This window comes from Streptomyces sp. NPDC048664, from assembly GCF_040650555.1.
Classification (GTDB): Bacteria; Actinomycetota; Actinomycetes; order Streptomycetales; family Streptomycetaceae; genus Streptomyces.
The window spans coordinates 262,941-284,894 of record NZ_JBEZHK010000002.1 but is presented as its reverse complement, the minus strand read 5'-3'; the positions used below and the strand labels follow the sequence as shown (position 1 = coordinate 284,894).

The window sequence follows — 21,954 nt, the reverse complement described above, 5'->3', positions numbered from 1 at the left end:
GGGGCGGTGTAAGAAGTCCATGAGAGGCGCATGAGGTGAAGGAGAGGTGCCGCCGCTCCCTCGCACCGTGACCGTGGGGCGCGGGGCACGGGGCGGGCACAGGGGCAGGACGGACGCGGGACAGGGGGCGGGACCGTGCGGGCAATCACGGGTTTGTGGCGGTGGAGGCGCAATCCACTGCGCCGTGGGACCGATCTGGCCGAGGCCTGGGTGGCCTTGGTCGCCCTCGTCCTGATCGCCGTCGCCGCGCCCCTGGCCGGCGCCGTGGTCGGGATGACCGCCCAGCACTCCCTGCGCGGTGCCGCGAGGGAGCAGCGCGGAGCCCGGCATCCGGTGACGGCCACCGTCGTCGCCAGGTTCGACGGCGACACGACGCGGCCGCATCCGGACCCCCGGACAGGACGGACGGGCATACGTGTGATCGCCGCCTGGACCGCCCCGGACGGCACCGTGCGGCGCGGCCCGGTCCTCGCCCGACTCCGAGAACCGCACCCAGGCGACCGCTTCACGCTCTGGACCGACGACCAAGGCCGGACAGCCGCCCGCCCGTTGGACTCCTCCACCATCACGACCCACGCGGTCCTGGCGGCTGCGGGCGTGGCCCTGCTGACCGCGGCGCTCCTGGAGAGCGGCCACCGGCTCGCCGTCCAGCGCATGCTCCGTCGCCGCTACGCGGCCTGGGACCAGGCATGGGAGAAGGCGGGTCCCGACTGGGGCCGCACCGGAACGGGCAGTTGACCGCCTTCCGACTCCCGTCAACCGAGCGCCTCCGCGCACGCTACGGTGGACCGGCCGGACCGTTGGGCCGTTCGGCATCTTCGCGAGAACCCGCGTGAGCACGAGGTGGGGGCACGGCAGCGCCATGGCACAGGGCACCGTCCAGGTGACACACACCGGCACATCGCGGTGGCGGCGCCGCACCGGTGAGTACGCGTCGCTCGCCGCCGCGCTGGAGGCCGCCGGGGACGGAGACGTGCTCACCGTCGCTCCCGGCACCTACCGGGAGAACCTCGTCATCGAGCGGGCGGTGACACTGCGCGGCCCCGAGGGCTCTCCCGGCTCCGTGCGCCTGGCTCCGGTGGACGGCGTGCCGCTGACGGTGCGGGCCTCCGCCGTGGTCCAGGACCTGCACATCGAGGGTCAGGACGCGGCGGCACCCGCGCTTCTGATCGAGGAGGGCACCCCGGAGCTCGCGGACCTGCGGATCATGACGCGTTCCGCGGCCGGCATCGAGGTCCGCGGCGGCTCCCGGCCCACGGTGCGGCGCTGCACGGTCGACAACCCGGCGGGCGTCGGCATCGCCGTCGTGGACGGCGGCGGCGGGCTGTTCGAGGAGTGCGAGGTCGTGGCCGCCGCCCAGTCGGGCGTCGCGGTCCGCGGCGGGGGCAGGCCGCGCCTTGAGCGCTGCCGCGTCCACCACGCCTCGGGCGCGGGCCTGTCGGTCACCGGTGAGAACTCCGCGCTGGAGGCGGTGGGATGCGAGGTGTACGAGATCCGTGGCTCCGGTGTGCAGATCACCGGGCTCGCCACGGCTCACCTGGCGGACTGCGCGGTGCACCGCACCACCGCGGACGGTGTCACGCTCGACACGGACGCGGTGCTGACGCTGTCCGACTGCCGTATCCATGACATTCCGGAGAACGCGATCGACCTGCGGTCGCGCTCGGTGCTCACCCTGACCCGTGCGACGGTGCGCCAGTTCGGCCGCAACGGCCTGTCGGTGTGGGACCCGGGCACCCGTGTGGACGCCAACCAGTGCGAGATCTTCGACAGCACCGGCGACTACCCGGCGGTGTGGGTGAGCGACGGCGCCACCGCGGTACTGGAGTCGTGCCGGGTGCACGACGTGCCGGACGCCCTGTTCGTACTCGACCGCGGCTCGCGGGTGGACGTGGTGGACAGCGACCTCACCCAGGTGCGCAACACGGCCGTGTCGGTGAGCGACGGCGCCACCGCGCAGCTGGACGACTGCCGGATCCGCGAGGCGGCGACGGGCGCGTGGTTCCGGGACCACGGCAGCGGCGGCACGCTGTCGGGCTGCGAGATCGACGGCACCCAGACCGGTGTGATCGTCACCAAGGGCGCCGACCCCACCATCGAGCGGTGCACGGTGACCTCTCCCGCGGAGGCCGGGTTCTACGTGTCGGCGGGCGGCCGGGGCAGCTTCGTGAACTGCCGGGTGACCGGCAGCGAGGGCTACGGCTTCCATGTGATCGACGGCTGCCGTGCCAGCCTGCGCAAGTGCCGCACGGAGCGGTGCGCGCGCGGCGGCTACGAGTTCACGGACGGCGGCCCGGGGGCCTCGGGCGGCGCGGCGGTCGTGGAGGACTGCACGAGCGACGAGAGCGAGGTGCGGCCCGCGGCGGCGCAGGAACCCGTCGTACAGACGGCCGCCCGGCCCGCGGGGCTGCTGGGCGCCATCCCCGGTCAGCGGTCGACGGAGCGGGAGCCGGCCGTGGCGGCCCTGCCGGAGGCCGACCGGCCCTCGCGCAGTTCGCGGGTCGTGCTCGGGGAGCTGGACGCGCTGGTCGGCCTGGAGAGCGTCAAGCGCGAGGTCCGGGCACTGACCGACATGATCGAGGTGGGCCGGCGCCGGCAGCGGGCGGGGCTGAAGGCGGCCTCGGCGCGGCGACATCTGGTGTTCACGGGCTCCCCCGGCACGGGCAAGACGACGGTCGCCCGGCTGTACGGGGAGATCCTGGCGGCGCTCGGCGTCCTGGACAAGGGCCACCTGGTGGAGGTGTCCCGGGTCGACCTGGTCGGCGAGCACATCGGGTCCACCGCGATCCGCACCCAGGAGGCCTTCGACCGGGCGCGCGGCGGGGTGCTGTTCATCGACGAGGCGTACTCGCTGTCCCCCGAGGACTCCGGGCGCGACTTCGGGCGCGAGGCGATCGACACGCTCGTGAAGCTGATGGAGGACCACCGGGACGAGGTCGTGGTGATCGTCGCGGGCTACACGGCCGAGATGGAGCGCTTCCTCTCGGTCAATCCCGGAGTGGCCTCCCGCTTCTCGCGCACCATCACCTTCGGCGACTACAGCCCGGGGGAACTGCTGCGCATCGTGGGGCAGCAGGCGGAGGAGCACGAGTACCGGCTCGCCCCGGGCACCGCCGAGGCGCTGCTGACGTACTTCACCGAGATCCCGAAGGGCCCGGCGTTCGGCAACGGACGCAGTGCGCGCCAGACCTTCGAGGCGATGCTGGAGCGTCATGCGGGCCGGGTCGCCCAGATGGAGGAACCGAGCACGGACGACCTGACGCTGCTCTATCCGGAGGACCTGCCCGAGCTGCCCTGATCCACTCCCCCACCGTTCCGCCGCGAGGGGGGGACGGGGTGGCCGCACCGGCGGCGTGGCGTGCGAGGATGGGGCGGCCGCCGTGCCGTACGGGGCCGGGCTGGTCGGGCGAAGGGAAGCGGAGCGGGCGTGAGTGAGAATCAGAACCTCCTCGCGGAGCAGCGCCGCGCCCTGATCGTCGACGAGGTGCGCCGGCGCGGCGGTGTGCGGGTCAACGAGCTGACGCGCAAGCTCGGGGTCTCCGACATGACGGTCCGCCGGGATCTGGACGCGCTGGCCCGCCAGGGTGTGCTGGAGAAGGTGCACGGCGGTGCGGTGCCGTTGGTGGAGGCGAGCACCCATGAGCCGGGCTTCGAGGCCAAGTCGGGTCTGGAGCTGTCCGCCAAGGAGGACATCGCGCGGGCCGCGGCGGAGCTGGTCGCACCGGGTTCCGCGATCGCGCTGTCCGGTGGGACGACGACGTACGCGCTCGCCCAGCGTCTGCTCGACGTGCCGGATCTGACGGTCGTCACCAACTCGGTGCGGGTGGCGGACGTGTTCCACTCCGCGCAGCGCAGCTCCGGCCCCCGGCAGGGCGGTGCCACGGTGGTGCTCACCGGAGGCGTCCGCACCCCCTCCGACTCCCTCGTGGGGCCCGTGGCCGACCAGGCCATCGCCTCGCTGCACTTCGACGTGCTGTTCCTCGGTGTGCACGGCATATCGCTGGAGGCCGGCCTGTCGACACCGAACCTCGCCGAGGCCGAGACCAATCGACGGCTCGTGCAGTCGGCCCGGCGTGTGGTGGTGGTCGCCGACCACACCAAGTGGGGCACCGTGGGCCTCAGTTCGTTCGCCGCGTTGGAGCAGGTCGACACGCTGGTGACGGACGCGGGACTGCCCGTGGGGGCGCGGGCCGAGATCTCCGAGCAGCTGCGGCGGCTGATCGTGGCCGGGGAGGCCGAGGACGGCGACCGGACCGGCACAGGTACAGACAACTGACGGGCAGCCAGCTAGGGTGGCGCAGACCTGACATCACTGCTTCGGCGCGGGAACTCCGCTTCCCGTGGGGGGGTCGCTCTCATGGCACGCCTGCTGCGCCCGGTGGGGCTCGACTTCACACGGACCGCTCCCGTGCGGCTGGTGTTCGCACGGGAGATCACGGCGGCACCGCAGGCGGTCTTCAGCGCCCTCGCCGATGACGTGCCGGGCTGGAGCGAGTGGTTCTCGGCGGTGTCGCACGCCCGGCCCCTGGAGGAGGGCGCCCGGCGTGAGGTGCGCCTGGTGGGCGGGACCCGGTTCCGGGAGACGGTCGTGGCGGCCGAGCCGAACGAGGTGTACGCGTACCGGGTGGACGAGACCAACGTGCCCGGGATGCGCGCGCTCCTGGAGGAGTGGCGGCTCGTCCCCGCCGGCACCGGCACCCGGGTCCAGTGGACCTTCGCGGCGGACGGGCCGGCGGTCTTCCGCTCGGTGCTCAAGGCCGCGCGCGGCGGCCTCGGGCGCTCGTTCCGGGGCGCGGTGACGGCACTGGACGCGCGGCTCGCGACGCGGTGACGGCGGCCGGGCCGGCACACCCCGGTCCGGGGTCCGAGGGGTCAGGCGCCCCGGTCCGCGCCCTCGGGCCACACCCCGGTCGACAGCAGTGAGGTGATGGCCTGCGCGTAAGGGGCGATGTCCAGCCCCTGACCGGCGAGCCACTCGTCCGAGTAGTACTTGTCCAGGTAGCGGTCGCCGGGGTCGCACAGCAGCGTGACCACACTGCCGGTACGCCCCTCGGCCACCATCTCCGCGACGATCTTCAGCGCGCTCCACAGCCCCGTGCCGGTCGAACCGCCCGCCTTGCGGCCTATCGCGCCCTCCAGGGCCCGCACGGCGGCGACGCTCGCCGCGTCCGGGACCTTCATCATCCGGTCGATGGCGCCCGGCACGAAGCTGGGCTCCATCCGGGGCCTGCCGATGCCCTCGATCCGGGAGCCGCGGTCGCAGGTGACACTCTGGTCGGCGGTCGTCCACCCCTCGAAGAAGCACGAGTTCTCGGGGTCGGCGACGCACACGCGGGTGTCGTGGCCCATGTAGTGCACGTACCGCGCGATGGTCGCCGAGGTGCCGCCGGTGCCGGCCGTGGCGACGATCCACGCCGGCTCGGGGAAGCGCTCCAGCTCCAGCTGGCGGAAGATCGACTCGGCGATGTTGTTGTTGCCGCGCCAGTCCGTGGCCCGCTCCGCGTAGGTGAACTGGTCCATGTAGTGGCCGCCGGTCTCGGCCGCGAGGGCCGCCGAGGCCTCGTACATCTTGCGGGAGTCGTCCACGAAGTGGCACCGGCCGCCGTGGAACTCGATCAGGCGGCACTTCTCGGCGCTCGTCGTACGCGGCATGACCGCGATGAAGGGCACACCGATCAGCTTGGCGAAGTAGGCCTCGGAGACGGCGGTCGAGCCGCTGGAGGCCTCGATGACCGGGCGGTCCGGCCGGATCCAGCCGTTGCACAGGCCGTACAGGAACAGGGACCGGGCCAGGCGGTGCTTGAGGCTGCCGGTCGGATGGGTCGACTCGTCCTTCAGGTAAAGGTCGATGCCCCAGGCCTCCGGCAGCGGGAAGCGCAGCAGATGCGTGTCGGCCGAGCGGTTGGCGTCCGCCTGCACCTTGCGGACGGCCTCTTTGAGCCAGGTGCGGTACTCGGCGTCGCTGCGGTCGACGTCGTACGTCCCGACGGGGTGGGTGATCTGCGGGGTGCTCACCGCGGGCTCCTTACCGTGGATGTGCCGACGGCTCGATTCACACGGTCGGACACCCCGATCATAGACAGCTTTGGCACGCTTCTCACCTGCATAAACGTCTCTTTGAGCAGCTCAAAGACCAGCCTGGGGCAGACGGCGCGAAATGATCGGTCGTCTCTGCGCCCATGCGCCGGGGACACGGGGCGGCCGCGCCGGGCACACTGGTGCCAGGCGCCGGGTGCGTGCAGACTGCACCGCGGGACGCCGTTCGGCGCGCACGGACGGTGCGCGGACGGCGGGTCCGCGCGGCAGCACCCTGGACCACGAACGAACTCGACCGGACCACTCCGGATCAGGGCCACGAGGCCGTCCGGACCGGGCCGACGCAAGCACGAGGGGGCGGTACATCATGGCGGAGCCGGACTTCACGGCGACGGGTGTGCGCATCGGGAAGAAGCTGCGGTCGCTCACCCGGGCAGGGCAGGTCCGGATCAGCGACGGCAGGTTGCGGCTGCTCACCAGCTACGGCAGCGAGATCGACAGCGCGCCGGTGCGCGCCGTCAGGGCGTCGAAGCCCTGGTTCGCGCCGCACGACCGGGCGTTGGCCGACCTCAACGGAACCCGCTACTCCCTGACCCTCGCCGACCAGGACCCGGCACCGGGCCAGTCCGAGTCGCCCTCGGCCCGCCGCTTCGTCGAGGCGGTCCACCGGGCGGCCCGGCGCGCCGGCTGAGCACGGCGCGAGTTGCGGGACCTCGCCTCGTGCGGCACGCTGGTCTCACCTCACTCTGGGTGTACCGGCGATAACGCTGAAGAACCAGCCCGCCGGTCAGCAAGCGGGCGGCCCCGTACACAGAGGTCGCTCCGCACCAGGCGGCCGGAGTACTCAGCCGCACAGCAGGCGGCAGGTACGACCAGGTCCTCCTGCTGGATCCGATCTCCGTCTTCTTCCGGACCTCAATTCGGGGAGTCGCAGCCGTGATCAGCCAGCCAAGCAGGCAGTGCACGGTGGAGCTCCAAGCCCTGCCGTCGCGGATCGGTCAGGTCCGCAGAATCGTATCGGCGCAGTTGCGCTACTGGCATCTGGATCCCTTGATAGACCGGGCCGCCCTCGGTGTGACGGAGCTGTTGACCAACGTCCACCTGCACGCCCAGCCGGACAAGACCTGCACGGTCGAGCTGGAGCTGCTGCTGGACCGGCTCACCGTCTCGGTGCACGACCACGACCCCCGTCTTCCGGTGCTGTGCGACGCGGACGTCCATGACACGGGCGGACGCGGGCTCGCCATGGTCGCCGCCGTCTCCGACAGCTGGGGGGCGCGCCCGGACGGCGAGTCGGGCAAGGTCGTCTGGTTCACGCTCCCCGCTCCGTCCTCGGCTCCCGCCCGGCGGGTACGCGGCCTGACGCCCTACGAGGCCGTGCTCGACGGCCCGGCGCCGGTCCCCAGCACCCTCGCGGTGGACGATCCGCTCACGGCGGACGCGCGGGCCGGTGCGGACGAGCGGGTCACGCTGGACGAGCGCGGGAAGGAGCCCGCCCCCGCCCGGTCGGCCGTCGCCGGCTGACCGGGCTTCCCCCCTCCCCCTTGCCCCCTCCCCCTTCCCCTCCTCCCCCGAACGGCCCAGTGGTCGCGGCCGGTTGCGGATAGGGTGCTCACCGACCGAATGATGATCTTTCTGGGGGGAATCGATCCGCATGAGCGTGATCGTCTTCAACGTGACCACGGCCGCGTTGCTGATCCTGATGTTCAAGGGCGCTCTGGCGCTGATCGGTGAGGACGCCCTGCGCAGACCTCCGATCCCCTGGGTGGCTGTCGCCCTCACCGCCGTGGCGGTCGGCGGGATGGTGCTGCAGCACAGCTGGGCGGGCGCGATGGACGCGCTCGACGACGATCCGCGCAGGAGCGGCTGGTGGCGGGTGGTGACCTCCGTCTTCCTGCAGAACGGCGGCGTCCTCGGCGCGGCCTGGAACATCGTCACCCTCGCGGTGGTCGCCGCCTGCGCGCAGCGGTTCTGGCGCGGCCCGCTCACCGTGGCCCTGTTCGCGGCGGGCATCCTGCTTCCCGAGCGCGTCGACGCGCTGTTCGGCGACACGGGGCACAGCACCGACCCCCGCAACTTCGCGGGCAGCTCCGGTGCGACGTACTTCCTCGCCGCCACCCTCGCGGGCGCCCTGCTGCTGTGCGCCCCCGCGGTCAAGGACCGGCTGCTGGCACTGAGCGTGCCCGTGGCCGGGCTGGCGATGTGGCTGGCCCAGGACAACGGCCACGGTCTGGTGGCCGTCTACGGGTTCGTCCTGGGCGTGGTGGTCCTGCCGCTCGCCCGGCGCCTGCCCCGCACCGCCGTGCCGGCCGCGTCCCGCGCGCCCCTGGGGGACGCGCCCCCGAACACCCCGGACACCGTCTGAGGCCCCCGGGCACGCACCGCCGGACAGCGGACACCTGACACCGGGCACCCGCCGTGGGCCCGGTGTCAGGTGAGCGCTCCCAGCGGGTCGTCCAGCACCGGCTGCCAGGCCAGCTCCGCCGCGCCCACGAGACTGCTGTGGTCCAGCGTGCAGGCCAGCACGGGGACCTGTCCGCTGCGGCCCCACAGGCTGCGGTCGGCGACGACGGCGTGCAGCCGCTCGGGGTCGGCGTCGAGCAGGGTGCGGTGCAGTCCGCCGAGGACGATGCGGTCGGGGTTGAGGATGTTGACGAGCCCGGCGAGCCCGAGGCCCAGCCGGTCGATCAGCGCCTCCACGGCGGTCCGGACGGCCGGGTCGGCCGGGTAGCGGTCGCCGATGGCGTCGTTGGCCTGGTGGAGCGGCGAGCTCTCGGGCCTCGTGGCCAGGCTCGCCGCCGCGAGGAAGGCCTCCGGGTCGGTCTCCACGTCGAGGCAGCCGCGGCTGCCGCAGTGGCAGGGGCGGCCCTCGGGGTTGACGGTGAGGTGGCCCACCTCCAGGGCGAGCCCCGAACTGCCCGTGTGCAGCCGCCCGTCGAGGACCAGGGCACCGCCCACTCCCCGGTGGCCGGTGGCCACGCACAGCAGGTCGCGCGCGCCGCGGCCCGCACCGTGGCGGTGCTCGGCGAGCGCTGCGAGGTTGATGTCGTTCGCCGCGAAGGCCGGTCCGGTGATGCCCGCCGCCCGCACGCAGCGGGCGAAGATCTCGCGTACGGGCGCGCCCGCGGGCCAGGCCAGGTGCAGCGGGTTCAGGGCGAGGCCCTCGGGTTCGGCCACCGCGGACGGCACGGCGAGGCCGGCGCCCACGCAACGCCGTCCGCTCTCGCGCAGGAGTTCGACCCCGGCGTCCACCACCGAGCCGAGCACCTTCGCCGGATCGGCGTCGATGATCTCGCAGCCGGGGGTGGTGGCGACGATCCGTCCACCGAGCCCGACGAGCGCGGCGCGGAACCCGTCCGCGTGCACCTGGGCGGCCAGGGCGACCGGCCCGTCCCCGGCGATCTCCAGTCGGTGCGAGGGCCGGCCCTGGGCCCCGGCGGCGGCGCCGGGGTGCGCGTCCACGCTGATCAGGCCGAGCGCCTCCAGCTCGCCGGCGACCGCGCCGGCCGTCGCGCGGGTGACGCCCAGTCCGGCGGTGAGCACGGCCCGCGTCGGGGCGCGTCCGGTGTGCACCAGCTCCAGCGCGGGGCCGAGCGCCCCGCGCCCCCGGTCCAGCCGCGTCCGTGTGGTCACTGCCCCGGTCGCTCCGGTGCCCGCCTTGCCAGTCATGAGGGCGAGTCTCCCATGATCGGCTCGAGGTCCGGTCCGAGCCCGCTGACCCGCAGCGTGATGTTCAGCCGTCCCGTGAGTCCGAGGCCCGCCGGCGCCGTGCCCGCAAGCACCCGAGGCACCCCGTGGTAGGCGAGGCGGGCCGGGCCGCCGAAGACGAACAGGTCCCCGCTGCGCAGTTCCACATCCGTGTAAGGGCGGTTTCGCGAGCCGGTGTTGCCGAAGCGGAAGACGCAGGTGTCGCCGAGGCTGAACGACACGACGGGGGCGGTGGACCTCTCGTCGCTGTCGCGGTGCATGCCCATGCGGGCGTCGGCGTCGTAGTAGTTGATCAGCGCGATGTCGTACGGGACGTCGTGGGCACCGGGTGGGAAGCCGTCCGGCTCGGTCGGGACGCCGCCCGGTCCGCCCGCCGGTGCGAGGGAGGCCTCGACGGCCTCCCGGCCCAGCGCGGCCAGCCAGTGCGGCAGCGGCTTCACGGGGGTCCGGTCGCCGTCGACGGTGGTGCGGGCGTAGCCGTACGGGTACCAGTGCAGGCCGAGGCACACCTGCCGGGCGGACATCGTGCCGCCGGGGGTGCGCACGGTGCGCAGCCCGGCGGGCGGCCTGGACCACTCGCGGCAGGCCTCGACCAGACGCCTCTGGTCGCTCTCGCCCAGCCAGTCCGGCACATGGACCGCGCCGGGCGCGATCCGAGCGCGCTCTCGTGGAAACAGCTCGGCGTCCATGGCCCCATCATCACGCATGGCGTCCTCGGTCGGCACGGGGTCCGGGCACGGGGTCCGAACTGCGGCTCGGCTAGCCTGGACGCACGATGAACGACCCTGTGACCACGCCCTGGGGCCAGTACGCGCTCACCCGCTTCCCCGAGGATCCCCGCGACCGGCTGCGCGCCTGGGACGCGTCCGACGCCTATCTGCTGAGGCACCTCGCCGCGAGCGGAGTCCCGCTGGACGGAACGGTGGTGGTGGTCGGGGACCGCTGGGGCGCGCTCACCACGGCGCTCGCCGCGCACGGCCCCACGCAGATCACCGACTCCTTCCTGGCCCGCGAGGCGACCCGCGCGAACCTCGCGCGCGCCGGGGCGGACCCGTCCGCCGTGCGGCTGCTCACCACCCAGGACCCGCCGCCCCCTCGCATCGACGTGCTGCTGGTCAGGGTGCCCAAGAGCCTCGCGCTCCTGGAGGATCAGCTGCACCGGCTGGCGCCCTCCGTCCACGAGGGCACGGTGGTGGTCGGCACCGGCATGGTCAAGGAGATCCACACCTCCACGCTCACGCTCTTCGAACGGATCCTCGGCCCGACGCGCACCTCGCTCGCCGAGCAGAAGGCCCGGCTCGTCTTCTGCAGCCCGGGACCGCGACCGGACCGGGGGGCCGACCCGTGGCCGTACCGCTACCCGCTCCCGGACGGCATCGGGCCGCTGTCCGGCCGGACCGTCACCAACCACGCGGGCGTCTTCTGCGCCGACCGGCTCGACATCGGGACGCGGTTCTTCCTGCGGCATCTGCCGCGCACCGAGGGCGGCGAGCGGGTGGTCGACCTGGGCTGCGGCAACGGCGTCGTCGGGCTGGCCGTCTCGCTCGCCAACCCCGAGGCCGAGCTGCTGTTCGTCGACGAGTCCTATCAGGCGGTCGCCTCGGCTCGGGCGACGTATCAGGAGAACGCCCGCGGGCAGGCCGAGTTCCGGGTGGGCGACGGTCTGGCCGGGGTACCGGACGGCAGTGTCGACCTCGTCCTGAACAACCCTCCCTTCCACTCCCACCACGCGACGACGGACGCCACGGCGCGGCGCATGTTCACCGGGGCGCGGCGCGCGCTGCGGCCGGGCGGCGAGCTGTGGGTGATCGGCAACCGCCATCTCGGCTACCACGTGACGCTGCGCCGCGTCTTCGGCAGCTGCGAACTGGTCGCGAGCGACGCGAAGTTCGTGGTGCTCAGGGCCGTCAGGAAGTAGCCCCGGGGCCGGGGGCGCCGTGCAGTACGGTGACGAGGCGGGCCACGGCCCGGGCCATGGCCTCGCGCCCCACCGACAGATAGGCGCGCGAGTCGACGGCCTCGGGGTGCGCCGCGAGGAACGCCCGGATCGCGCCGGTCAGGGCGATGTTCAGCGCGGTGCCGATGTTGACCTTCGTGATGCCGCCGGTGACGGCCGCCGTCAGCTCGTCGTCCGGGAGCCCCGAGGAGCCGTGCAGCACGAGGGGCACGTCCAGCGCGGCGCTCAGCCGTTCGAGCAGGGCACGGTCCAGGGCGGCGGTGCGGGTGGCCATGGCGTGGCTGCTGCCGATGGCGACGGCGAGGGCGTCGACCCCCGAGTCCGCCACGAACCCGGCCGCCTGAACGGGGTCGGTGCGGGCGCCGGGCGTGTGCGGATCGGGCGGCGGTTCGCCGCTCTTCCCGCCGACCTGTCCCAACTCCGCCTCGATCCACAGCCCTTGGGCGTGAGCCCAGTCGGCGGCGGCCCGGGTGGCGGCGAGGTTGTCGTCGTAGGGCAGCCGGGAGGCGTCGTACATCACGGAGCTGAAGCCCGCGCCCGGGGCCTGCCGCAAGAGGGCGTCGCTCTGGACGTGGTCGAGGTGGAGGGCCACGGGGACCGACGCGCGAGCGGCGGCCTCGGTGGCGGCGCGGGCGAGCGGAAGGAGGCTGCCGCGGCGGAACCGGACGGCGTTCTCGCTGACTTGGAGCACGACGGGCGCGTGGACGGCCTCGGCGCCCGCGATCACCGCCTCGATGTGTTCGAGGGTGATGACGTTGAACGCGGCGACGGCGCCGCGGCCCGCCGTGGCGGCGGCGACCAGGTCCCCGGTGGCTGCGAGGGGCACGGCTCTCCTCCCTACCGGGCTTCGGGGCCGCGGGCGGAGCCGAGGACCACCGAGCGGGTGAGGTGGCGCGGCCGGTCGGGGTCGAGTCCGCGGGCGGCGGCCACGGCGAGGGCGAGGCGCTGCACACGGACGAGTTCGGCCAGCGGATCCAGCCCGCCGGCCACCCACCTCCCGCCGGTCTCGCCGACCTGTTGGGCGAGGCCTTCGGGCGCCTCGCCCAGCATCCAGGTCGCGGTGCCGTCCGTGGTGACGCTGATCGGGCCGTGCCGGTACTCCATCGCCGGGTAGGCCTCCGTCCAGGCGAGCGAGGCCTCACGCATCTTGAGCGCGGCCTCGTTCGCGAGCCCGACGCTCCAGCCGCGGCCGAGGAAGGTGAACTGGGCGCAGCCGGTGAGCCCTTCGGGCAGCGGCGACTCAAGGGCCGTACGGGCGTCGGCGACGACGGCGTCCGTGTGCCGGCCGAGGTGCGCGCGGAGCAGGGTGAGTGCCGTGGTGGCGAACCGGGTCTGGACGACGGAGCGTTCGTCGGCGAACGCGAGCGGGATCACCTCGTCGGCCACGTCCGTCACGGGCGTGGCCGGATCCGCGGTGATCGCGGTGGTGCGCGTCCGGCCCCGCAGCCGGTCGAGCAGGGTCAGGACCTCGGTCGTGGTGCCCGACCGGGTCAGGGCCACGACCCGGTCGTAGTCCCTCCCCCAGGGGAACTCCGAGGCCGCGAAGGCGTCGGTCTCTCCCTGGCCCGCCCGTTCGCGCAGGACGGCGACGGACTGCGCCATGAAGAACGAGGTCCCGCACCCGACGACCGCGACCCGCTCGCCCTGGACGGGCAGGACGTCCTTGTGGGTGTCCACGTCCGCGGCGACGCGGTCCCAGCACTCGGGCTGGCTGGTCAGTTCTGCTTCGACATGGGTCGTGTACGTCATGCCGCACCCCTCCCGCTCATGCGTCTCATGCGTTTTCTTGCACGATAGGGAGTTGTTTCGAGCAGAATCAAGCATCGGGTGGGAATCCGGGAAGGAGGTTCCGGGAGAGGATGGGGAGGACCGGGAGCATGGGGAGGGGACGGGCCCGGGTCCCCGAGGGAGAGGGAGAGTGCGGATGGCGCGCGACGCCCGCTGGAAGGCGCTGCTGGACCTGCTCGTGGAGCGCGGCCGGCTGGACGTCGAGGAGGCGGCCGCCGAGCTCGAGGTGTCGGCCGCGACGATCCGCCGGGACCTCGACCAGCTCGCGGAGCAGCAGATGCTGGTGCGCACCCGGGGCGGGGCGGTGCGGCACGGGGTGTCGTACGAGCTGCCGCTGCGCTACAAGACCGCCCGCCGCGCCTCCGAGAAGCAGCGCGTGGCGCAGGCGGTGGCCGCGATGATCGCGCCGGGGGAGGCGGTGGGCCTGACCGGCGGCACCACCACGACGGAGGTGGCGCGCGCCCTGGCCCTGCGCGGCGACCTGGCGTCGGGCTCACCCGCGCTGACCGTGGTCACCAACGCACTGAACATCGCGGGCGAGCTGGCGGTACGCCCGCAGTTCAAGATCGTGGTGACGGGCGGTGTCGCGCGCCCCCAGTCCTACGAGCTCGTCGGCCCCCTCGCGGGAGGCGTGCTCGACCAGATCACCCTGGATGTGGCGGTGCTGGGGGTGGTGGCCCTGGACGCCGCGCACGGAGCGGCGGCTCACGACGAGGCCGAGGCCGCGATCAACCGCCTGCTGTGCGAGCGCGCCGAACGGGTGATCGTGGCGGCGGACTCCAGCAAGCTGGGGCGGCGCGCCTTCGCCCGGATCTGCGGGGTCAAGGCGCTGGACACGCTGGTGACGGACACGGCGGCGGGGCCGGAGGCGGTGCGCCGGCTGGAGGAGGCGGGCGTCACCGTGGTCACCGTCTGACCGCGCCGCGGCCGGTCCCTGCGCCTAAGCTGGGAGCCACCTTCGCACGGCGGGTGTGGCCTCAGGGAGGCTGTGATGGCCGGGACGCCCCAGGAGACGTACGCATCGGACGGTTGCCGCTACCAGCCGATCGCCGACCACGGCCTGATCGGCGACCTGCGCACCGTGGCCCTGGTCGGGACCAACGGCACGATCGACTGGTACTGCTGCCCGGCCTTCGACAGCCCGAGCGTCTTCGCCGCGATCCTGGACGCGGAGCGCGGCGGGGCCTTCGAACTGGCCACGGCGGTGCCCGCCCGGACCAAGCAGTTCTACTTCCCCGACACCAACGTCCTGATCACGAGGTTCTTCACCGAGGACGGTGTCGGCGAGGTGCAGGACTTCATGCCCATCGGCGAGGACGCGGTCGAGACCGAGCGCCACCGGCTGATCCGGCGCGTCCTGTGCGTGCGCGGCGCCCTTCCCTTCCGGGTGCGGGTGGCGCCGCGCTTCGACTACGGCAGGCGAGCGCACACCGTACGTCTGCTCGGCGACGCGGCGGTGTTCGAGTCCCCCGCGCTGTCGCTGGCCCTGACGTCCACCGTCCCCCTGGAGAGCGACGGCGCCGACGTGTGGGGGGACTTCAAACTCACCGAGGGCGAGTCGGCGGTGTTCGCGCTGGACCAGGTCGACGCGCGGCTGGCTCCGCGCATGTGCGCGCGGGCGGAGGCGGAGCGGCAGTTCGCGACCACGGTGGCGTACTGGCGGCACTGGCTCTCCTCCTCCCGCTACCGGGGCCGGTGGCGGGAGATGGTGCACCGCTCCGCCCTGACGCTGAAGCTGCTCACCTACGCCCCGACGGGCGCGATCGTCGCCGCGCCGACGACGAGCCTGCCCGAGCGGATCGGCGGCGAACGCAACTGGGACTACCGGTACGTGTGGGTGCGCGACGCGGCGTTCTGCGTCTACGCCCTGCTGCGCCTCGGCTTCTCCGGCGAGGCCGAGGCGTTCATGAAGTTCGTGACGCAGCACATCATCCCGGGCGACGGCGGGCCGTCGGGCCCCCTGCAGATCATGTACGGCATCGACGGCCGCACCGATCTGCCCGAGCAGGAGCTCGACCATCTGGAGGGCCATCTGGGCTCCGCGCCGGTACGGATCGGCAACGCGGCGGCCGACCAGCTGCAGTTGGACATCTACGGCGCCCTCATCGACTCGATCTACCTCTACGACAAGTGGGCGCAGCCCATCTCCAGCGACCAGTGGGACAACGTGTGCGACCTGGTCGACTGGGTCTGCGACCACTGGAACCAACCCGACGAGGGCATCTGGGAGACGCGCGGGGGCCGCAAGAACTTCCTCTACTCCCGGCTGATGTGCTGGGTGGCGATCGAACGTGCCATCCGGATGGCGCGCCGCCGCGGCCTGCCCGCGGACCTGGCCCACTGGATGAAGACCCGCGACACGATCTACCGGCAGATCATGCGGCGCGGCTGGTCGGACGTGCGCCACGCGTTCGTCCAGCACGAGGACGGGGACGTGCTCGACGCGGCCCTGCTGATGATGCCGCTGGGCAAGTTCATCGCACCGACCGACCCCAAGTGGCTGTCCACGCTGGACGCCCTCACCCAGGACCTGGTGTCGGACTCGCTGGTCTACCGCTACGACCCCCAGGCCACTCCGGACGGACTGCGGGGCGCGGAAGGCACGTTCTCCATCTGCTCGTTCTGGTACGTGGAGGCCCTCGTGCGGGCCGGTCGCGTGGACGAAGCCCGCCTGGCCTTCGAGAAGATGCTCACCTACGCCAACCATCTGGGCCTGTACGCGGAGGAGATCAGCCTCACGGGCGAGCAGCAGGGCAACTTCCCGCAGGCGTTCACGCATCTGGCACTGATCAGCGCGGCGTTCAACCTGGACCGGGCGCTGGGGTGAGGATCTGAGGTCCCGGGCCCCGGGTCCCGGCTCTGAGGCGTGAGGGTGGCCCCCCGCCCTCCCTTGCCCTGTCCGGGGGACCCTCCTATGCTGAGTTTGTGCCGCCACTGAACAAACTAGCCCCGCACCCCACCTCACCGGCCCGCACCCTCACCCCGCTCCGCATCGCCCTGACCGCCTTCTTCGCCCTGGACGGGTTCGTCTTCGCCGGGTGGGTCGTGCGCATTCCGGCGATCAAGGAGCAGACCGGCGCCTCGGCCGGCACCCTCGGGCTCGCACTGCTCGGCGTCTCGGCCGGAGCGGTGATCACGATGACCCTCACCGGACGGCTCTGCCGCCGCTTCGGCAGCCATCCGGTGACCGTGGTCTGCGCGGTCCTGCTGTCCCTGAGCGTCGCACTGCCTCCGCTCACCCACTCGGTGCTCGCCCTCGGCCTCGTCCTGCTCGTCTTCGGCGCGGCGTACGGCGGCATCAACGTCGCGTTCAACAGCGCCGCCGTCGACCTGGTAGCCGCGCTGCGCCGACCGGTGATGCCGCAGTTCCACGCGGCGTTCAGCCTGGGCGGCATGCTGGGGGCCGGGCTGGGCGGGCTGATCGCGGGACACCTGTCACCCACGGCCCACCTGCTCGGCCTCACCGTGATCGGCCTGCTGGTGACCGCCCTCGCGGGTCGCACCCTGCTGCGCCACGAGCCCCCGGCGGCCACGGCCGGCGCCGCGGCCGGCGAGCGCGCACCACGGGTCCTCGACACCCGCACCCGCGGCCTGGTGGCCGTCTTCGGGCTGATCGCCCTGTGCACCGCGTACGGTGAGGGCGCGCTGGCCGAGTGGGGCGCCCTGCACCTGGAACAGGACCTGCACGCCCACCCCGGGGTCGCGGCGGCCGGCTACGCGTGCTTCGCGCTCGCCATGGCCACCGGCCGGATGAGCGGCGCGGCACTCCTGGAGCGGTTCGGGCAGGTCCGCACCGTCGTCACGGGCGGCGCGACGGCCGCGTCCGGGATGCTGCTCGGCGCGCTGGCCCCCTCCACCTGGACGGCGCTGCTCGGCTTCGCGGTCACCGGGCTCGGGCTGGCCAACCTGTTCCCCGTCGCGGTCGAGCGCGCCGGGATGCTCGCGGGGCCCGGCGGCGTCGCGACCGCGTCGACCTTCGGGTACGGCGGCATGCTCGTCGGACCGCCCTCCATCGGCTTCATGGCGGACCGGTACTCCCTTCCCGTCGCGCTGACCAGCGTCGCGGCACTGGCCGCCGTCGCCTCCGCGATCGGCTGGGCGACACGGCACGTGAAGGTCGAGCACCCCTCGCACACGGACCACTCAACGCATCGCACCTCCAAGGGCACGCGCGCCCCACGGCGGCAGGACGCGGCCTCGCCGCAGCGGTGAATAAATGCGTTTGCATTGAATGCATGTGCATGTAGCCTGTGGGGCATGACCTCTCCGTTCACCACCCCCACGTCCGAGGGACGCTGGACACCCCGCCTGTGGGGCACCCTGCTGGTGCTCTGCGCCGCGATGTTCCTGGACGCCCTGGACGTGTCGATGGTCGGCGTCGCCCTGCCGTCCATCGGATCCGACCTCCACCTGACGACGTCGACACTGCAGTGGGTCGTCAGCGGCTACATCCTGGGCTACGGAGGGCTGCTCCTCCTCGGCGGCCGCACCGCCGACCTGCTCGGACGCCGCCAGGTCTTCCTGGTGGCGCTCGGCGTCTTCGCCGTGGCCTCGCTGCTCGGCGGACTCGTCGACTCCGGCCCGCTGCTGATCGCCAGCCGCTTCGTCAAGGGCCTGAGCGCCGCGTTCACCGCACCGGCCGGGCTGTCCATCATCACCACGACCTTCCCCGAGGGCCCGCTGCGCAATCGCGCCCTGTCGATCTACACCACCTGCGCGGCCACGGGCTTCTCCATGGGCCTGGTGCTGTCCGGCCTGCTGACCGAGGCCAGTTGGCGCCTCACCATGCTGCTGCCGGCACCGATCGCACTGATCGCCCTCGTCGCGGGCCTGAAGCTGCTGCCCCGCAGCGCACGCGAGAAGGACCACAACGGCTACGACATCCCCGGCGCGGTGCTCGGCACCGCCTCGATGCTGCTGCTGGTCTTCACCGTCGTACAGGCGCCGCAGGCCGGCTGGGCCTCCGCCCGGACCCTGACGTCCTTCGTCGCGGCCGCCGTGCTCCTGACCGCCTTCGTGCTGGTCGAGCGGCGCTCGGCCGGGCCCCTGGTCCGCCTCGGGGTGCTGCGCTCCGGCAACCAGGTGCGCGCACAGCTCGGCGCCATGGCCTTCTTCGGCTCGTACGTCGGATTCCAGTTCCTGGTCACGCTCTACATGCAGTCCCTGCTCGGCTGGTCCGCACTGCACACGGCACTCGCGTTCCTGCCCGCGGGCGCGCTGGTGGCCGTGTCCTCCACCAAGGTGGGCGCGATCGTGGACCGCTTCGGCACCCAGCGGCTGATCGCAGCGGGCTTCGCGCTCATGGTCGTCGGCTACGCGCTCTTCCTGCGCGTCGACCTCGACCCGGTGTACGCGGCGGTGATCCTGCCGAGCATGCTGCTGATCGGCGCGGCGTGCGCGCTGGTCTTCCCCTCGCTCAACATCCAGGCCACCAACGGGGTCGAGGACCACGAGCAGGGCATGGTCTCGGGCCTGCTCAACACCTCGGTCCAGGTCGGCGGCGCGATCTTCCTCGCGGTGGTGACGGCGGTGGTGACCGCGAACACGCCCGCGCACGCCTCGCCCCAGGCCGTCCTGGACAGCTACCGCCCCGGCCTGATCGTGGTCACGGGCATCGCCGTGGCGGGCCTGCTGATCACCCTCCCCGGCCTGCGCGCACGTCGCGGCGGACACTCCGTCCTGGTCGCCGGCTCCGTTCCGTCGCGGCCCCAGGCCGAGCCCCAGCCCCAGGCCGAGAGGATCGCGGACGCGGAGCCGGTGGCACTGCGCGACTGACACCCCGGAAACCCGCGCCTCACCCTCTCGTGCGCCCGGAGGAGTTTCCCACTCCTCCGGGCGCACGGCCGTCCGGCGTCTCGGCCACTCGCCCGCGGCGGGACACCGACCACGGGCCGGCGCCGACATCAGGGCCTTCATGGTGACGTCGCAGGCGTCGTAGGCTGATCGGGATGATCGACACCATCGCCTTCGACGTAGGCGAAACCCTCACCCGCGACGACATCTACTGGGCGCTGTGGGCCGACTGGCTCGACGTGCCCCGCCACACACTGTCCGCTCTCGTAGGCGCTGTCGTGGCCCAGGGCCTGGACAACGCCGAGGCACTGCGCCTCGTCCGACCGGGCCTCGACATCCCAGCGGAGTACGCGGCGCGCGAGGCGGCCGGGCGCGGCGAACTCCTCGCCGAGAGCGACCTGTACGACGACGTACGCCCCTCCCTCGCCGCCCTGCGCGGCCTCGGCTTCCGGGTCGTCGTCGCCGGGAACCAGACCGCCCGCGCCGGCCGGTTGCTCCGCGACCTGGACCTCCCCGCGGATCTCATCGCCACATCAGCCGAGTGGGGGGTCGCGAAGCCTCACAGTGAGTTCTTCGAACGGGTGTTGGAGGCGGCGCAGGCCGAGCCGCAGGCGACGGTGTACGTCGGCGACCATCCGACCAACAACGTGTTTCCCGCGAAGGCCGCCGGGCTCCGGGTGGCACACCTCCGGCGCGGCCCGTGGGGGCATCTATGGGCGGACGACCCTGAGCTGGTGGCCGCGGCGGACGGGCACGTCGCAAGTCTCACCGATCTCGTGAAGCAGGCTGCCGGCTGGCGGTGACGGACACCCTCGCTCCTCCCGGGGCGCGCGGCGCTGATTGCGCATGCGGAGCGCGCTGGTACGGATACGCTTCGGAGCGGACGTCCCGAACGGAGTCAGCATGCCCACCGACACCGTGCGCGAGGTCGGCAAGCGCATCGCACACGGCGGATGACTCAGGACGAACTCGCCCACGCCGCCTGCCTGTCCCTCAGCATGCTCCGCAAGATCGAGCAGGGCAGCAGGTTCCCGAGTGACGACACCCTCGACGCCATCGCCACCGCGCTGAACATGGACCCGTCACGGCTCCTGACCGGCCACGCCCGAGTCGACAGCCGAGTCCGCGACGCTCTGCCTGCGGTCTCCGCAGCCATCGCCGCGTACGACATCCCCGCCGACGGCCCAGTCCGCCCGCTCGCCGAGCTCCAGGCTGCCGTGGAAGCAGCGACCGCCTGGCGGCTCGACTCGCAGTACGTACGGCTCGTGGCCCAGCTCCCCGGCCTGCTCTCCGAACTGGCCCTCGCGTTCCAGGCCTGCTCCGACGACGAACGCGCCCAGGTCGCCGCGTTGTTGGTCACCGCGTATCGCGCAGCCGACGCCGTCGCCTACAAGTTCGGCTCCCGCGATCTGTCCGCCCGGCTCATCGAGCTCATGCGATGGGCGGTCCCGGCCGCCGAGAGCCGCTGCCTCGACGCGACAGTCGCCTACGTACGGACCGAGACGTTCTTCGCCGCGTACGCCCACAAGGCAGGGCTCGCCGCGCTGGAGTGCGTCGCCGACCGCGCGCACCGCGGCCTGCTCGCCCATGGGGCAGTCTGCGAACAGTGCGCCGACGAGGGCACCGAGTGCCCGGTCGGGCACAGCCTGTACCGGCTCGTGCGGGACTATCGCCGATGAGTGCGCGCGATGCGGTGAGCCGATCCGACCCGGCGAGACCTACGACACGCACCTGGTCGAGACGAGCTCTGGCGTGGCGCCGACCGTCGTCCGGCACACCCGGCGGTGCCGGCCGGGTCCCGCGCGTCGGCCGCGACGCCACCCACGCCCGTAGTCCCCCGCCGCCGACCAGCACTCGCGCGGCGGGAAGGGGGCCGCGACGGCGACGCGGCACAGCGGCCACCCTGCGACCGCGCGGCCCGTCGCCGCTCAGGACTTCGCGGCCAGCGCGTCGGCCTCGGCGGTGAACAGGAGCTCCGGGTCGAAGTCCATGCCCGTGAAGTGACCGGCGAGTTCCAGCGACAGGACACCGTGCAGCCGGGTCCAGAAGAGCAGCGCCCGGCGCAGGACCGCGGGGGGAGCCGTGTGCTCGCCCGCCCAGTGCCGGTTGTCGGCGAGATGGGCGGCCAGGCTGCCGGCGGGAGGCGCCCCGGCCTCGACCCAGGCGGCGGCGCACACGTCGAGCAGCGCCGACATGATCTCCTTGGCGATGGCGGTGATGTCGTCGGGCGCCTGGTAGCCGGGGACGGGCGTGCCGTAGATGAGGAAGTACCGCTGGGGATCCTCCAGCGCCCAGCCGCGCAGCGCGTGGGCGAGCCCCGTCGGGCCCGCACCCGATGAAGCGGCGGCGCGGAAGGTGTCCGCGAGACCGCGGTAGGCGTCCCGGATCAGCGCGGTGATCAGTTCATCGCGACCCGCGAAGTAGCGGTAGAGCGCCGGGCCGCTCATCCCCAGCTCCTTGGCGATGGCGTTCAGGGACAGCCCCGACGCGCCCGCCGTGGCGATCTGCTCCCAGGCCCGTGCCTTGACCTCCGCGCGCACCTGGCTCCGGTACCGCTCACGGGGACTTTCCGAGCTTGCCGCCATCGCTCGATGCTCCTCTCCTGCCGGGCCGGCAGACCTCTTGTTTACGTCTGTTTCAACCTATCACTCCCACGAGAGCCAGTAACCAAT

Annotated in this window: 20 protein-coding genes; 14 read left to right on the top strand and 6 right to left on the bottom strand. The window is 73.0% G+C overall.

Going from position 1 to position 21,954, the window contains the following annotated elements; all coding sequences use genetic code 11:
• Nucleotides 1-135 precede the first annotated feature (135 nt).
• The 4 genes from AB0C59_RS03195 to AB0C59_RS03180 all read left to right on the top strand — a co-directional run bounded on the left by AB0C59_RS03195 (nt 136) and on the right by AB0C59_RS03180 (nt 4,831).
• Entirely contained in the window at nt 136-738 is a 603-nt protein-coding gene (locus tag AB0C59_RS03195) for a hypothetical protein (RefSeq protein ID WP_363000434.1), read from the top strand.
• A gap of 124 nt (nt 739-862) precedes the next feature.
• On the top strand, nt 863-3,298 hold the full coding sequence (locus AB0C59_RS03190; protein ID WP_363000617.1) for a right-handed parallel beta-helix repeat-containing protein: 2,436 nt from the start codon (nt 863-865) through the stop codon (nt 3,296-3,298).
• Between the two features lie 129 nt (nt 3,299-3,427).
• Nucleotides 3,428-4,276 (top strand): DeoR/GlpR family DNA-binding transcription regulator, encoded by an 849-nt coding sequence (locus AB0C59_RS03185; protein ID WP_363000432.1) that lies wholly within the window; start codon nt 3,428-3,430, stop codon nt 4,274-4,276.
• Nucleotides 4,277-4,357: 81 nt separating this feature from the next.
• Nucleotides 4,358-4,831: an SRPBCC family protein gene (locus AB0C59_RS03180; RefSeq protein ID WP_363000430.1), complete on the top strand. Its 474-nt coding sequence runs from the start codon at nt 4,358-4,360 to the stop codon at nt 4,829-4,831.
• 41 nt (nt 4,832-4,872) lie between these two features.
• On the opposite strand, the gene AB0C59_RS03175 is transcribed toward AB0C59_RS03180, so the two are convergent.
• Nucleotides 4,873-6,015: a PLP-dependent cysteine synthase family protein gene (locus AB0C59_RS03175; protein WP_363000428.1), complete on the bottom strand. Its 1,143-nt coding sequence runs from the start codon at nt 6,013-6,015 to the stop codon at nt 4,873-4,875.
• Between the two features lie 388 nt (nt 6,016-6,403).
• On the opposite strand from AB0C59_RS03175, the gene AB0C59_RS03170 reads away from it, so the two are divergent.
• The 3 genes from AB0C59_RS03170 (at nt 6,404) to AB0C59_RS03160 (ending at nt 8,401) form a co-directional block, all read left to right on the top strand.
• Nucleotides 6,404-6,727 carry a hypothetical protein gene (locus tag AB0C59_RS03170; RefSeq protein ID WP_363000426.1) on the top strand — a complete coding sequence of 108 codons (324 nt, stop codon included), beginning with the start codon at nt 6,404-6,406 and terminating at the stop codon, nt 6,725-6,727.
• 245 nt (nt 6,728-6,972) lie between these two features.
• Nucleotides 6,973-7,560 (top strand): ATP-binding protein, encoded by a 588-nt coding sequence (locus tag AB0C59_RS03165; RefSeq protein ID WP_363000424.1) that lies wholly within the window; start codon nt 6,973-6,975, stop codon nt 7,558-7,560.
• A 130-nt stretch (nt 7,561-7,690) separates the two neighbouring features.
• On the top strand, nt 7,691-8,401 hold the full coding sequence (locus AB0C59_RS03160) for a hypothetical protein (protein WP_363000422.1): 711 nt from the start codon (nt 7,691-7,693) through the stop codon (nt 8,399-8,401).
• A 65-nt stretch (nt 8,402-8,466) separates the two neighbouring features.
• Here AB0C59_RS03160 and AB0C59_RS03155 read toward each other — a convergent pair whose 3' ends face one another.
• Both AB0C59_RS03155 and AB0C59_RS03150 read right to left on the bottom strand, forming a co-directional pair.
• On the bottom strand, nt 8,467-9,705 hold the full coding sequence (locus tag AB0C59_RS03155; protein ID WP_363000420.1) for an ROK family protein: 1,239 nt from the start codon (nt 9,703-9,705) through the stop codon (nt 8,467-8,469).
• Nucleotides 9,702-10,433 (bottom strand): alpha-ketoglutarate-dependent dioxygenase AlkB, encoded by a 732-nt coding sequence (locus AB0C59_RS03150; RefSeq protein WP_363000418.1) that lies wholly within the window; start codon nt 10,431-10,433, stop codon nt 9,702-9,704. Before AB0C59_RS03150 ends, AB0C59_RS03155 begins: the two co-directional genes overlap by 4 nt.
• 86 nt (nt 10,434-10,519) lie before the next feature.
• Between AB0C59_RS03150 and AB0C59_RS03145 the strand changes: the two genes are divergently transcribed.
• Nucleotides 10,520-11,662 carry a methyltransferase gene (locus AB0C59_RS03145; protein WP_363000416.1) on the top strand — a complete coding sequence of 381 codons (1,143 nt, stop codon included), beginning with the start codon at nt 10,520-10,522 and terminating at the stop codon, nt 11,660-11,662.
• Here AB0C59_RS03145 and AB0C59_RS03140 read toward each other — a convergent pair.
• Both AB0C59_RS03140 and AB0C59_RS03135 read right to left on the bottom strand, forming a co-directional pair.
• Entirely contained in the window at nt 11,652-12,527 is an 876-nt protein-coding gene (locus AB0C59_RS03140; RefSeq protein ID WP_363000414.1) for a class II fructose-bisphosphate aldolase, read from the bottom strand. The two genes, AB0C59_RS03145 and AB0C59_RS03140, sit on opposite strands and share 11 nt — an antisense overlap.
• Nucleotides 12,528-12,538: 11 nt before the next feature.
• Nucleotides 12,539-13,450, bottom strand: coding sequence for a sugar isomerase (locus AB0C59_RS03135; protein WP_363000412.1), 912 nt, complete (start codon nt 13,448-13,450; stop codon nt 12,539-12,541).
• 175 nt (nt 13,451-13,625) lie between these two features.
• On the opposite strand from AB0C59_RS03135, the gene AB0C59_RS03130 reads away from it, so the two are divergent.
• The 6 genes from AB0C59_RS03130 (at nt 13,626) to AB0C59_RS03105 (ending at nt 20,961) form a co-directional block, all read left to right on the top strand.
• On the top strand, nt 13,626-14,405 hold the full coding sequence (locus tag AB0C59_RS03130; protein ID WP_363000410.1) for a DeoR/GlpR family DNA-binding transcription regulator: 780 nt from the start codon (nt 13,626-13,628) through the stop codon (nt 14,403-14,405).
• Nucleotides 14,406-14,480: 75 nt separating this feature from the next.
• Nucleotides 14,481-16,316 carry a glycoside hydrolase family 15 protein gene (locus AB0C59_RS03125; protein ID WP_363000408.1) on the top strand — a complete coding sequence of 612 codons (1,836 nt, stop codon included), beginning with the start codon at nt 14,481-14,483 and terminating at the stop codon, nt 16,314-16,316.
• A gap of 98 nt (nt 16,317-16,414) precedes the next feature.
• Nucleotides 16,415-17,701: an MFS transporter gene (locus AB0C59_RS03120; RefSeq protein WP_363000406.1), complete on the top strand. Its 1,287-nt coding sequence runs from the start codon at nt 16,415-16,417 to the stop codon at nt 17,699-17,701.
• Between the two features lie 45 nt (nt 17,702-17,746).
• Nucleotides 17,747-19,264, top strand: coding sequence for an MFS transporter (locus tag AB0C59_RS03115; protein WP_363000404.1), 1,518 nt, complete (start codon nt 17,747-17,749; stop codon nt 19,262-19,264).
• Between the two features lie 173 nt (nt 19,265-19,437).
• A complete protein-coding gene (locus AB0C59_RS03110) occupies nt 19,438-20,085 on the top strand; it encodes an HAD family hydrolase (RefSeq protein WP_363000402.1) in 648 nt (215 codons plus the stop codon).
• Nucleotides 20,086-20,235: 150 nt separating this feature from the next.
• Nucleotides 20,236-20,961, top strand: coding sequence for a helix-turn-helix transcriptional regulator (locus AB0C59_RS03105; RefSeq protein ID WP_363000400.1), 726 nt, complete (start codon nt 20,236-20,238; stop codon nt 20,959-20,961).
• 249 nt (nt 20,962-21,210) lie between these two features.
• Here the strand turns inward: AB0C59_RS03105 and AB0C59_RS03100 are convergent, their stop codons facing one another.
• Complete coding sequence (locus tag AB0C59_RS03100) at nt 21,211-21,867, bottom strand: TetR/AcrR family transcriptional regulator (protein WP_363000398.1); 657 nt, start codon at nt 21,865-21,867, stop codon at nt 21,211-21,213.
• Nucleotides 21,868-21,954: the final 87 nt, after the last annotated feature.

Coding starts and splice junctions, on each gene's coding strand:
- AB0C59_RS03135 (WP_363000412.1), bottom strand. CDS start 13,450: ATGACGTACACGACCCATGTCGAAGCAGAACTGACCAGCCAGCCCGAG.
- AB0C59_RS03100 (WP_363000398.1), bottom strand. CDS start 21,867: ATGGCGGCAAGCTCGGAAAGTCCCCGTGAGCGGTACCGGAGCCAGGTG.
- AB0C59_RS03170 (WP_363000426.1), top strand. CDS start 6,404: ATGGCGGAGCCGGACTTCACGGCGACGGGTGTGCGCATCGGGAAGAAG.
- AB0C59_RS03105 (WP_363000400.1), top strand. CDS start 20,236: ATGACTCAGGACGAACTCGCCCACGCCGCCTGCCTGTCCCTCAGCATG.
- AB0C59_RS03160 (WP_363000422.1), top strand. CDS start 7,691: ATGAGCGTGATCGTCTTCAACGTGACCACGGCCGCGTTGCTGATCCTG.
- AB0C59_RS03130 (WP_363000410.1), top strand. CDS start 13,626: ATGGCGCGCGACGCCCGCTGGAAGGCGCTGCTGGACCTGCTCGTGGAG.
- AB0C59_RS03145 (WP_363000416.1), top strand. CDS start 10,520: ATGAACGACCCTGTGACCACGCCCTGGGGCCAGTACGCGCTCACCCGC.
- AB0C59_RS03110 (WP_363000402.1), top strand. CDS start 19,438: ATGATCGACACCATCGCCTTCGACGTAGGCGAAACCCTCACCCGCGAC.
- AB0C59_RS03180 (WP_363000430.1), top strand. CDS start 4,358: ATGGCACGCCTGCTGCGCCCGGTGGGGCTCGACTTCACACGGACCGCT.
- AB0C59_RS03115 (WP_363000404.1), top strand. CDS start 17,747: ATGACCTCTCCGTTCACCACCCCCACGTCCGAGGGACGCTGGACACCC.
- AB0C59_RS03125 (WP_363000408.1), top strand. CDS start 14,481: ATGGCCGGGACGCCCCAGGAGACGTACGCATCGGACGGTTGCCGCTAC.
- AB0C59_RS03150 (WP_363000418.1), bottom strand. CDS start 10,433: ATGGACGCCGAGCTGTTTCCACGAGAGCGCGCTCGGATCGCGCCCGGC.
- AB0C59_RS03190 (WP_363000617.1), top strand. CDS start 863: ATGGCACAGGGCACCGTCCAGGTGACACACACCGGCACATCGCGGTGG.
- AB0C59_RS03155 (WP_363000420.1), bottom strand. CDS start 9,705: ATGACTGGCAAGGCGGGCACCGGAGCGACCGGGGCAGTGACCACACGG.